Source organism: Nissabacter archeti, assembly GCF_018257325.1.
Taxonomy (GTDB): domain Bacteria; phylum Pseudomonadota; class Gammaproteobacteria; order Enterobacterales; family Enterobacteriaceae; genus Chimaeribacter; species Chimaeribacter arupi.
In genome coordinates, this window is sequence record NZ_JAERKB010000013.1 from 168,078 (window position 1) to 180,260 (window position 12,183).

The following is a 12,183-nucleotide window of genomic DNA, read 5'->3' on the forward strand; positions in this document are numbered from 1 at the left end:
ACCTGCCCCGAGTATCCGATAAAACCGTCAGTTGTAATAACTGTTTTCTTACTGTCTAATTTCCCATTTCACCATCGTACTGCAAACTCTGATGGAGCCTGATAATTCAGTGCTGAATGTGGACGGCACTCGTTATAATCCTGCGGCCAGTCATTATTGGTTTTCCTGGCGTGAACGATATCGCTGAACCAGTGCTCATTCAGACAATCATCGCAAACGTGATCGTTAAAAATCCCAATAAATCCGTTCTGCGTTGGCTTACCCGGCTGGATTAAGCGCAACCCCACACCATGCGCGCGGCAGGTAAATTTCGGGCCATGCTCGGTTATTATCGTCGTCAGATAGCCAAGAAATAGTGCAATGCTGTCCAAAAAACGCATAATTTGAACGCCTGAAATCCTAAATGCGGCGGTGATCATCAGGCACTCCTTCGTGAAATCATCTACACAGGTCAGGCGCTTAATCCGGCGGCCACTGGCGAGTGAATCTATGACAAAATCCATCGACCAGGTCAGGTTTAACGTATCCAGACGTAAAACTGGAGGCCGATCATTTTACAACGCCGTCTGCGTTTTACGCTCAGATCGTTTAGATAATAAATGCGATAAACCCGCTTGTGATTAACGCAAAAGTTTTCGCGCCGAAGAAGCAGCCAGATACGCCGGTAACTAAAGCGCCAGCTCAATGATGCGTACAGATAACTGTGCGTCACACGTGGCTTCTGCGAGCAGCCTCTTGAAACGCGCGTTCTGCTCTTCAAGTGACTCAAGCCACTTCACTTCGGGTACTTTCATGCTGTCAAATTTCTTGAGCCAGTTGTAGAAAGTTACGTCTGAAATAGCTTGCCTATAGCAGAGTTCTCAGGCAAAAAACGCCGGCTTCTGCCTTGCGGAGAAAACTGATGATTTGTACATCGGAAAACGCTTCTTCATAAGAATGCCCTTACATTGCTGATGAAGGCATTAACCATATCGCGATGTATTAATCAACGGAGAGCAGGTCACCTTAACAAATACTGGCGGTAGAGATGTCGAGTGACTTTCTCGACATACTGATCCAGTTTATGCGTTATTTGTTGGTTTTTGCCTCGATTTCATTTTCGAAGCATGCCACTTTTATCTCTTCTCTCCCTGACTATCATAAATTGCTTCTGGATTCTTTCTGTGGATGGTTATGTACCGGGTAGGAGGCTTAGAGCCTCATATCCTAAAGCCATCCTCAGGATAACTTTTATCGTTTATAGTGCCGGCGGCTACTGAGTCATTGGCAGAGCGGCGTAAGTCATGATCATACTGCAGTCGTTCCGAGCGCACCTCTCAATCCAGTGAAAGTAAGTGTAAGAGTCCGTGCCGTTAGGGTGACTCAGTCAGCTGGTCAGTAGGTCAGCACATCAGGTGTTTAGGCAGCTTGGGACTACATGGCGGGGCGAAAAGGATAAGCAGATCAGGTTTCACTTGGCTTTCTCCTGCAGTTTTCAGCTAGTTCTGTGTTTCGGCATGCCAAAGCGCTGTGGCCGGACAGCGTAAGCCGAATACGTTTACCACGAGCCCTACTATGACCAGCGCGCAGACACGCCACTGGGTAGCGAAAAGAGGTTCATCCAGCAGCCAGACGGAGGCGTTCCGTCTAACAATCGGAACCAGTAGGGACAGTGGTACTATTTTACCTGGCCAGCAGGCGGCTCAAGAGGCCAAAGCACAGAACAGTTGGGTAGATAATGCTCAGCACCGAGGTGAGCGTGATGTGCTGCAGCGATGCTGAGGTGGCGTCCGGCCCGTCGATGAACCACGCCAGGACAAAAAACGGCACTGGCTGGATGAGTCCGCCCCAGATAACCAACGCCATCGGGTTAACGCCGCGAAAACGACGGGTAAGCAAATTAACCAGCGCCCAGCACAGCCCCCTAGCAGCGCCAGCAGAATGGCGTGCAGGGTGGTAGCGCATGCGCTCGGCCAGCTGATTAACAGCAGGCAGCCTGCAGCTATCAGCAATAGAAGCCGTTCGTTCCGTCTTCAGGCTACGTATACTAGGTAATATTACGGGTTTAGAGACTATTCCTGGACATAATCCTGATGCATAGAAAAAATTAATCTTGCGCCTTCATACGATGATTGAAACAGCATGTTTGATTCAGGCCCTAGCAGGGTTCTTTAGTTGCAAGCTTACCTGTGTAAATTAGCTTACTTCCAGAACTTTTGTTGCGGAAAAAGCTTTAAACTGAGGCCTGCGTGCGGTATCGAGAATGCACAGCACGCAGGTTTTACAACAGTTGGTGCTGCTTAGATAAACGTGAATTTCATTAAAATCTTACCTGTAGCATCAGCTGAGTCTACCTATGGGCTTTCACTTCAGGTAATTTTTGAAGAGTAAGCAGCTCCTGACCTTTTACTCTGCGGCAGTGTGAGGCGGCATCCTGGAGCTTAGCGCGAGCGCTTTTATCATAGTCAGCATCAAGTACCTGATATTTTAGGCTGTTTTTATAGGTTTGTATGACATCCAGTGGACAAATAAGGCGAATGTCGCCCAAGGCATAAAGATCTACTGCCTGAAGTAAATAGTACTTTTCGTCAGAAGAACGGGTGCCCCGCCAGGCTCCATCGCTGAAGTATTCAGCCGGGTATGAGGCTGTCGGCACGCCATAAACATGGGGACTAAGATCCATAATGCCCGACGTTCTGAGAAACATTGTCAGTATCAGGGCCGGAACCATATGCACAATGACGAGGAGTACTCCCCCCATGATGCCTCCGGTTACTGTCACCTGACGCAATAAGCTCGTACGAGCTCTAAGCCTAAGAAAGACGACGCCAGGAATAAAAGAGAAAATAATAAGAAAAATGGACAGGGCAATTACTGTCAGCGCCTGCCTGATCTCGCCCGTTCCGTCGGGAAAATCCAGCGTACGAAGAAACAATTCCAGAGGAAAGATATAGATACAGGCTGTCAGTGAAAAAAGCACTGGCTGGAAAAAATGCATCAAAAGTACTATTCTAAATTTCTTTCCCGGCTTCACTCCGTTAATCCTACTGCATGTAATACGGGTGTTGAAAAACCGTGTAAGGACGAAACTTATTAAATAAATAGCACCCAGCTGCAGATATATATTCTGAGTTTCTTTTTTCCCGATATGCATCGATAAAAAATAGTATACAAACAATACAAAAACTGATAACAACGAGGTCACTAGAACTATCGTGATGCTATTTTCGGCCAGCTTCTCTTGGGTTTCACTATCCTCTTTATCTTTATAAAGGAAAAGGCCTGCTAGCAGAGAAGGCATAAATAATATGAGGCAAAATGCGAGCACACTAACACATGCAAAAACCATCAAATAGCTAAAAATTGATGGAAAAGAAACGCTATCGAAAAATAGACTTGTCTGTCCTATACGTGTCAGATGCGCCCAAATAAATAGTGTCGCAATGGCAGTTGATATTAAATCTGGCGTCATAAGAGATACAAATCAGGCGCGTAAATTCATAATAATTCTTTGACCAATATCGTTATTCATATTTTATTTTCATCCAGTTAATTACAATTTATTCCATTTTTTATAGACTATTTAAACAAAAAATCATGTGTGTTTCCTGAAAATTTTTAATTTTTTTATAACATTAAAATCCATTTTTTAGATAAGTGACTGAGTACATAATGTACTAATTACTGGGCCAGCCCTGCCTGTAGCAGTGTTAGCTCAAGTATGCGTCAATATGAATATGTAAGATATAGGACGCCTTTTCAGCAATATATAACAGTTTTAATTCCTGACTTAATAATTTCTTTGATTTGTCAAGCAATATAGGAAAGCTCTTTCATTTAACTTTATATAATGGGACTTATATAAAGTTATCATCATGCCACCTCTGTTTATGCCTGATTCGTTTCGCGATAGCAGTTAAAACGGTGATTTTTTGCGCTGAAAACCGGCGATTGCGCTACGTGAAATCTGCAAGGCCTGGCCCCTGATGATTCCGTAGATTTCACGTAGCGACACCGAATTAAGCGGCGAAAAAACAGGCAGGCGTAACGCAGGCGTTAATTATCGTGACGTTGTCACGCTTTCGCTCAGGGTTCGAAATAGTGTTCCCGCTGTTTGATGGTCCGGCACATGACGCCTTTCAGCCATTCTGTTGCTTTGCGTGTTCCGCTGCGCCTGTGCGAATAGATTTTGACGGTAAACCTGGGCACCTCGAAAGGCAGCCTGAACCGCGTGACGCCTGTGGTCTGTTCCAGTTTAGCCGCGACAAAAGAGGGAACCGCCATCAGCAAATCACTCTCCGCGATGATAAAGGGCGCGCCCAGCATAGAAGGCGTTTTCAGGGTGATATGGCGCTTAAGCCCCAGGCGCGCCAGGTGCCGATCCAGCATGCCCTGCTTTTCATTCCACGGTGTCACCACCAGATGCCCGGCCGCCAGGTACTCTTCCAGGCTCAGGCTGCGCCGGCGGCAGTGGCTGATGACGATAAATTCATCGCTGAATAAATCCGTCTCCACCAGATCAGGATCGCTCAGCCCGCCCGGCTCACTGAAACTCAGCGCCAGGTCGATTTCACCGGCGAGTAACTCAGTCAGCGCCGGGTTGTGCGGCAGATAGCGGAGTTCAAAACGCAAATGCGGCGCGGTGTGTTGCAGTTCCTGCATCAGCCCTGGGAAAACACAAAAGGCGGTGTAATCCGTGATGGCAATACGGAAACAATCGTGGCTCGTCAGCGGATCAAAGGGCTGAACCGGCGAGAGCTGCTGGTTCAGCGTCGTTAACGCCTCCGCCACAAAGGGGGCCAGTTCATACGCATACACGCTTGGGCACATGCGGTGGCCCTCCCGGTAAAAAAGCGGGTCGTTCAAAAAAAGCCGTAAGCGTGATAACGCATGGCTCAATGCGGAGGTGCTCATCGAAAGCTCAGCGGCTGCCAGCCGGACGGAACGGTGGCGGAAAACCGCATCGAAAATGGGTAAGAGGTTTAAATCAAGCCGCCGCAGCACATGATGCATAGCATTCACCTTTCGTTGAGAGTATTGCACTTAATTCATCGGACAATAACGATTATGCTGGTCAGCTTCAACAGGCTTAAAAAAGCGAGTTCCCATGAATGTGATGATCCGGCAGGCGCACCCCGATGACGCAGACGCTATCTACACCATGATCAGCGAGTTATCGATGTATGAGTGCATCCCGCAGGCGTCAGGGACAAGCGTTGAATCGATCCGGAACGCGCTTTTTGGTCAGGGAAGCACGAATGACGCGTTTATTTGCGAGGTGGATGAGGTTATTGCCGGTTACGCTGTCACGTCCAGCAGTTACTCTACCTGGCTGGATCGCCGCGGCCTGTACATGGAAGACATGTATTTCACGCCCCCTTACCGTGACCGCGAAGCAGGCCAGGCGATGCTGCACTATATTGCGCAGTATGCCGTGAAACACCAGTACAGCCGTCTTGAGTGGGGCGCGCTCAGCTGGAACCAGACAGCGAAAGCGTTTTACCTCAGCATCGGCGCGCTGCCGCTGGATGAATGGGTGCGTTACCGGCTGGATGGGCCGATGCTGCACCGGTTTGCTGAAAATAGCCTGTTCCGACATGCCTGACACCCTGCCGCCATTAACCTTTATCATCGTCGATCCTGCGGCGAACACCTCTTGCCCTTCCTTTGACATCACCCGGCGCTGACCCGGCGGCGCGGCAAAATCCCCTCACAGTACAAACTCTCTTTTTTATCTCTTTTATATTACCCGCGTACCTGTTCAGAACGCAGCGAAGGCGCATGGCCGCCTTTCCCGGCTGACTCCTCAACGTTTAACGGTTTGGAATAATCATATGAAAGCACTCTCCTCTCTGCTTGGCACAGGCTCCGCACAGGCGATCGGCGCCGCTATCGCGGCCGGTGACATCACCTCTTGCCAGGCCACCGAATGGTACCTGAACCGGATTAAGCAGGATAATGCCGGGGCAACGGGCATTAACTGCGTCCGCAGCCTCTCGCGCCTCGCCCTCGAAGAGGCAAGCCGTGCGGATGCCGAACTCGCGGCGGGCCGTTCACGCGGGCCGCTGCACGGGGTGCCTTATCTGGTAAAAGATAACGTCTTCACCCTGGACGGCAGTTTTGCATCGGCCGGCGCCCGCGCCTTGGCCGGCTTCCTCCCGCCTTATGAGGCCACGCTGGTCACGCGCCTGCGCGAAGCCGGGGCGGTGCTGCTGGGCAAAACCCACCTCACGGAATTTGCAGATTTTGTCTCAGACGTGATGCCTTCGGGCTTCAGTGGGGTCGGCGGTGTCGTCCGGCATCCTTTGGGGGGCGAGTATGGCCGCGGGCTAGGGTCGAGCGTCGGGTCGGCCGCCGCCGTCGCGGCCGGGTTTTGTGCGTTTGCGATTGGGTCAGAAACACAAAATTCGATCCAGGCCCCGGCGGTGCATAGCGCTATTGTCGGCTTCAAACCCACGGTCGGCCGCGTCAGCCGTCATGGGTTGATCCCGCTGGTGCCGAGCCAGGACTCACCGGGGCCGTTAACCCGTACCGTGGAGGACGCGCTGCTTGTCTATCAGGCCATCGCCGGGGCCGATATGCATGACACCGCAACGCTGGCGGATTTCGCTGACGCAACCGGTCATGGCGGCATCCTGCAAGGGCTGCGGATCGGGGTGCCGCGCCGGTTTATCGCAGATAATGTGATGACCGAAAGCCGGAAAGCGGCCTTTGATCAGGTGCTGGCCCGGTTGGCGCAGGCGGGGGCGGTGATTGTCGACCCTTGCGATCTGCCGTCCGCTGACGCGCTGCATGAGGTGCGATCCTGTGTGTTCCGCACTGAATTCAAGGCCAGCCTGAACACCCTGCTGTCCACGCTCCAGCCATGCGGCATGGCATCACTGGCGGATATTATCGCCTGGAACCACGCCCATCCTGACGCGATCCCTTACGGCCAGTCGCTGCTTGAGGCCGCGAACGTCTCACCCGGTATCCGTTCCCCGGAGTATGTGGCAGACCGCCGCCGTGACATTGCGCTAAGCCAGGATGCCGGCATCCTGGCCGCGTTGAAAGCGGGCGGCGCCCATATCCTGCTGTCACCGATGGCTGCCGCCGCCAAATGCACCGGGAAAGCGGGCGCGCCGGTGGTGGCGCTCCCGGTGGGCCAGGATGACGAGGGCTTGCCGTTCGGCATCACCCTGTACGCCGCGCCGGGCCATGATCAGGCAGTGCTGCACGCCGCACAGGCCATTGAAAGGGTAGTCGGGAAACGCATAACGCCCGCGTTTGACGGCGGGCGTTAATAACAGCCTGAGCGGGGCGGGCACGGTGACGAACCCGGCCCCGCGATGTGTCAGCCCGTCAGCCGGGCGCGATGAGATAACGCGCCTGCGGCAGGCGGTCAGCCTGATGGAATGCATAGACCCGGTTCTGGATTTTCTGATCGTTCATGGTGTAGCGCTCAAGCTGGCGCAGATGCTCCATCCATGACCCCACCACGAAAGTTTCGACGAAGATGCCCGGTTGCAGGATATCTTCATACACTGACCAGTTCATCGCGCCGCCACGCCGCCGCACGCGCCTCATATCCTGCATACACTGCGTAAAGCCTTTCGCATCCTCCTCGCGGATCAGGTATTCGTAGCTCACCCGGACCGGGCCGCGATCGTGATGGATATCCAGCGCCGGTACCGGCTCATTGATGTCGCTGGTGTCCAGATTCAGGTCAGGATCCTTATCCAGCCGCCAGCGCAGCACGGTCAGGCAGGAGAGCGCGAGCCCGGCGGCCGCCACACATAACGAGGCCGGGATGCCGTAATGCGACGCAAGCTGGCCCCAGAGGGCGCTGCCGACGGTCATGGAGCCAAAGAATACCGTCAGGTAGACCGCCAGGGCGCGCGCTTTCACCCATTTCGCCGCGCTGCGTTGTGCCCCCAGGTTCAGCGTGGAGAGCACCGCAATCCAGGCAAAGCCGGTGAAAAACTCAAACGCATTCAGCAGCCAGAACTGCCGGATAAACGCCAGCGCCAGCATGGTGACGCCAAACAGCAGGCTGGCGAGCACCATCAGCTGGTCCGGGTTGAAGCGCTTGCGCAGGCGCGGCAGCAGCACCGCACCACAGATCGCGCCGACGCCGATGCAGGCCAGCATAATGCCGTAGCCGCCCGGCCCGAGGTTCAGTTCACGCCGGGCCACCAGCGGGAGCAGCGCCCAGCCGGCACTGCCGAACAGGAAGAAGGCCACGGTGCGCACCAGCACATTGCGCAATACCGGCGCAGCATGGACGTAGCGCAGCCCGGCGCGCACGGCGGAGAAAAAGTGCTCCGGCGGCAGGCGCTGCACCGTCGGCTCCGCTTTCCAGCGGTACAGCACCCACGCCACGCCCAGCACCGACAGCGCATTCAGCAGGAACACCATCCACGGGCCGGCGAACGACAAAATCAGGCCGCCCAGCGCCGGGCCGATGGCGCGGCTGATATTGATCCCCAGTGAGTTGAGCGCGATCGCCGGGCCAAGCTCATGCTTGCTGACCAGATCCGGCACGATGGCCTGGAACGGCGGGGAGCTCATCGCGGCCCCGGCGCTCATCAGGAAGGCGGCAACCAGCAGCACCAGCGGTGTGACATGCCCGGTAAAGGAGAGCACCGTCAGCCCGACCGCGGCGATAAAGACCCAGAGCTGGGAGAACAGCAGGTATTTCCGGCGGTCGATAATGTCGGCCAGCACGCCTGACGGCAGGGCAAACAGAAACATCGGCAAGCTGCTCGCCGCCTGCACCAGCGCCACGCTGAGCGGGTCAGCACTGAGCGTCAGCATCGTCCAGTTCACGCCCACATCATTCATCCATGAGCCGATATTGGACACCACGGTAGCCAGCCACAACATGCGGAAGACCGGCTGGCGCAGCGGCTGCCAGGGTGACGCCGCCAGAGGCGGGGTGGCCGCCGGGCTGGCGATCACCTCCTCTTCCTGCGTGGCAGCATGAATGTCGTTAACCTGCGCCATAGCGCACCTCTTTATGCCGGGATGACCCAATGCGCCACCGGCCGGGGCCGGTTATCGCCAGGGTGGTGAAAATGATGAGCAGCAGCCAGCCAAACTGCCCTTCCGCGATGCTCCAGCCAGGGTGGACAAACAGCATCGCCACCAGCAGCACGCCGATAACCGGCAGGCAGGCCAGCCGGGTAAACACGCCGAGCAGGATAAAAACCGGGCAGATGACTTCGGCAAAAATGGCCGGCAGCAAACTCATATAGGGACCGAGGCCAAAAGGATCCTCGATGCGTGTCAGTTCTTCGCTGAAATGGAACACCTTCGGCAAGCCGTGTACATACAGCAACAGCAGGCAGCCGGTCAGGCGCAGGAAGAACAGCCCCGCATTGATGCGGGGCGGCTGAGAGTGGAGGCTCTTCATGATCATCAGAACGCGAAGCAGCTACAGCCGAGCGCGCCCCAGAAGGCGTTCTCTTCCGACACCGGCAGGTTGGCCCCCCGCGCGATGTCATGCGAATGGCTGTGCACGCCGCACGGCCCGCTGCACTGGTGCGCCTGCTGCATCATGCCGACGCGGGTCGCCGCCGGCGGCGCGCTGCGGTAATGGCCGGGAACCGTGACCACCGGTGACCACTCCGGCAGCACCGGGATAGACGGGGGGGCCTCTGCGCTGAACGCCCCGGCCGCGTAAACGATATTGCCGTCCACCACGGTCAGCACGGATTCAATGCCTTTGATCTCCTCTTCCGGCACGCGGAAATAGTCTTTACTCAACACCACCATGTCAGCCAGCTGGCCGGCCTGGATCTGGCCTTTTTTGCCCTGCTCGCTGGAGAACCAGGCGCTGCCCTGCGTCCACAGCATCAAGGCGGTGTCACGATCCAGGCGCGCGTTGACGTCATACATCTGCATCCCGCCCACAGTGCGGCCGGAAACCAGCCAGTAGAGCGCTGTCCACGGGTTGTAGCTGGCGACGCGGGTGGCGTCAGTGCCCAGCCCTACCGGTACGCCGGTTTCCAGCATCCGCGCCACCGGCGGCGTGTGGCGGGTCGCGTCAATGCCGTAGCGCTCGGCAAAGTATTCCCCCTGGAATGCCATACGGTGCTGCACCGCGATGCCGCCGCCCAGCGCTTTGATACGGTCAATGTTACGCTGGGTCACGGTTTCGGCGTGGTCAAAGAACCAGTGCAGCCCGTCAAACGGGATCTCACGGTTGACCTTTTCAAAGACGTCCAGCATCCGGCTGATGGATTCATCGTAGGTGGCGTGCAGGCGGAACGGCCAGCGGTGCTCTACCAGATGGCGCACCACGCGCTCCAGTTCATCTTCCATGCCGGGTGCCAGGTCCGGGCGCGGCTCGAGGAAGTCTTCGAAGTCAGCCGCGGAGAACACCAGCATTTCCCCGGCGCCGTTATGGCGGAAATAGTCGCTGCCCTGGCCCGGTGACAGCATATCCGTCCATTTTTCGAAATCTTCCAGCTCATGGCCGGGGCGCTGGGTAAACAGGTTATAGGCGATGCGGATCGTCATCTGCTTCTTCTCATGCAGTTCCGCGATCACCTCATAATCTTCCGGGTAGTTCTGGAAGCCGCCGCCCGCATCAATCGCGCTGGTCAGGCCGAGGCGGTTTAGCTCGCGCATAAACTGGCGCGTGGAGTTAACCTGTTGCTCCAGCGGCAGTTTCGGGCCTTTCGCCAGCGTGGCGTAGAGGATCATGGCGTTCGGGCGGGCAATCAGCATCCCGGTCGGGTTGCCGTTGCTGTCGCGCTGGATCTCGCCGCCCGGCGGGTTCGGGGTGTCACGGGTATAGCCGACCACTCTCAGCGCCGCGCGGTTAAGCAGGGCACGGTCGTACAGGTGCAGCACAAACACCGGCGTATCCGGTGCCGCCTCGTTGATTTCATCCAGCGTCGGCATCCGGCGCTCGGCAAACTGGAACTCCGTCCAGCCGCCCACCACCCGCACCCATTGCGGCGACGGGGTGCGCAGCGCCTGCTCTTTCAGCATCCGCAGCGCATCGGCCACAGACGGCACGCCTTCCCAGCGCAGCTCGAGGTTGTAGTTCAGGCCGCCGCGGATCAGGTGCAGGTGGGAGTCGTTCAGGCCTGGGATGGCCGTATGCCCTTTCAGGTCGATCACTTTGGTCTGTTCACCGTGATGCTGCATCACATCGGACAGGCTGCCGACCGCGAGGAATTTGCCGTCGCGGATCGCCACGGCGTCTGCCAGTGGGTTGCCGCGGTCAACGGTATGAAATTTACCGTTCGTGAGAATGATGTCGGCTTTACCGAGGGTAACCATAGAACCTCCTGAAGTGGGGTGCCCCTGGCGGCATGGCGCGCCGTGGGCGGAGAAATGCCCTGCCGTAAACGCAGGATAAGGGAATGGCGGGATTATGGTGAGCCGGGCGGGAAAGCGTCTAGTATACGAAAGGATAGGTATCCTTTCGTATAGGTATACTTAAAGATAATAGCCTGAAAAATAAAAGGTTCCTACACTGCGCTCAGACAGTAGGCCGCCGGCACGGCGCGTTCCGGCACAGTGCCCTGTCATGTGATGCCGTGCGCACGCCACGGCCTTTAGCCACCTTTACCTCAATGGGAAAATTATGACGATGAGCAAACTTGAAGTCCTGACGCCGCAAAACTGCCAGATTATCTTTATCGATCAGCAGCCGCAGATGGCTTTTGGCGTCCAGTCCATGGATCGCCAGGTGCTGAAAAACAATGTGGTGGCGCTGGCAAAAGCGGCCAAAGTCTTCAATATCCCGACCGTGCTGACCACGGTTGAGACGGAAAGCTTCTCGGGCAACACCTTCCCGGAACTGCTGGACGCCCTGCCGGGCCAGGACATCCTGGAACGTACCTCCATGAACTCCTGGGATGACCAGAAAGTGCGTGACGCGCTGGCGGCCAACGGCAAGAAAAAAGTGGTGGTGTCCGGCCTGTGGACGGAAGTCTGCAACAACAGCTTTGCGCTGTGCGCGATGCTGGAAGGTGATTACGAAATTTACATGGTGGCGGATGCCTCCGGCGGCACCACCAAAGAGGCGCATGATTTCGCCATGCAGCGCATGATCCAGGCAGGCGTGATCCCGGTGACCTGGCAGCAGGTGATGCTGGAGTGGCAGCGTGACTGGGCGCACAAAGAGACCTACACCGCGGTGATGGACATCGTCCGGGAGCATTCCGGTGCCTACGGCATGGGCGTGGATTACGCCTACACCATGGT

General features: G+C 55.9%; 9 protein-coding genes and 1 pseudogene. 3 read left to right on the top strand and 7 right to left on the bottom strand.

The window, feature by feature from the left end:
- Positions 1-68 precede the first annotated feature (68 nt).
- The 4 genes and pseudogenes from JK232_RS18300 to JK232_RS18315 all read right to left on the bottom strand — a co-directional run bounded on the left by JK232_RS18300 (position 69) and on the right by JK232_RS18315 (position 4,992).
- Positions 69-906, bottom strand: a pseudogene (locus tag JK232_RS18300) (integrase core domain-containing protein).
- A gap of 756 nt (positions 907-1,662) precedes the next feature.
- Positions 1,663-1,944, bottom strand: a complete 282-nt coding sequence (locus tag JK232_RS18305) for an EamA family transporter (RefSeq protein ID WP_212589549.1) — start codon at positions 1,942-1,944, stop codon at positions 1,663-1,665.
- A gap of 385 nt (positions 1,945-2,329) precedes the next feature.
- Complete coding sequence (locus tag JK232_RS18310; RefSeq protein WP_246538690.1) at positions 2,330-3,451, bottom strand: hypothetical protein; 1,122 nt, start codon at positions 3,449-3,451, stop codon at positions 2,330-2,332.
- A gap of 614 nt (positions 3,452-4,065) precedes the next feature.
- Positions 4,066-4,992, bottom strand: a complete 927-nt coding sequence (locus JK232_RS18315; protein WP_101858457.1) for a LysR family transcriptional regulator — start codon at positions 4,990-4,992, stop codon at positions 4,066-4,068.
- 94 nt (positions 4,993-5,086) lie between these two features.
- On the opposite strand from JK232_RS18315, the gene JK232_RS18320 reads away from it, so the two are divergent.
- Positions 5,087-5,584 (top strand): GNAT family N-acetyltransferase, encoded by a 498-nt coding sequence (locus JK232_RS18320; protein ID WP_072932343.1) that lies wholly within the window; start codon positions 5,087-5,089, stop codon positions 5,582-5,584.
- A 229-nt stretch (positions 5,585-5,813) separates the two neighbouring features.
- A complete protein-coding gene (locus JK232_RS18325) occupies positions 5,814-7,262 on the top strand; it encodes an amidase family protein (RefSeq protein ID WP_072932342.1) in 1,449 nt (482 codons plus the stop codon).
- 58 nt (positions 7,263-7,320) lie between these two features.
- Here JK232_RS18325 and JK232_RS18330 read toward each other — a convergent pair whose 3' ends face one another.
- From JK232_RS18330 to JK232_RS18340, 3 genes are read right to left on the bottom strand one after another with little or no spacing between them, the layout of a single operon-like run.
- Positions 7,321-8,964 (bottom strand): MFS transporter, encoded by a 1,644-nt coding sequence (locus tag JK232_RS18330; RefSeq protein WP_101828620.1) that lies wholly within the window; start codon positions 8,962-8,964, stop codon positions 7,321-7,323.
- Positions 8,951-9,379 carry a DoxX family protein gene (locus tag JK232_RS18335; RefSeq protein ID WP_394854021.1) on the bottom strand — a complete coding sequence of 143 codons (429 nt, stop codon included), beginning with the start codon at positions 9,377-9,379 and terminating at the stop codon, positions 8,951-8,953. The genes JK232_RS18330 and JK232_RS18335 overlap by 14 nt, the downstream gene beginning before the upstream one ends.
- Positions 9,379-11,253, bottom strand: coding sequence for an amidohydrolase (locus tag JK232_RS18340; RefSeq protein WP_101858455.1), 1,875 nt, complete (start codon positions 11,251-11,253; stop codon positions 9,379-9,381). Before JK232_RS18340 ends, JK232_RS18335 begins: the two co-directional genes overlap by 1 nt.
- Positions 11,254-11,560: 307 nt before the next feature.
- On the opposite strand from JK232_RS18340, the gene JK232_RS18345 reads away from it, so the two are divergent.
- On the top strand, positions 11,561-12,183 hold a 623-nt coding region (locus JK232_RS18345; RefSeq protein WP_212589550.1), incomplete at its 3' end, for a hydrolase.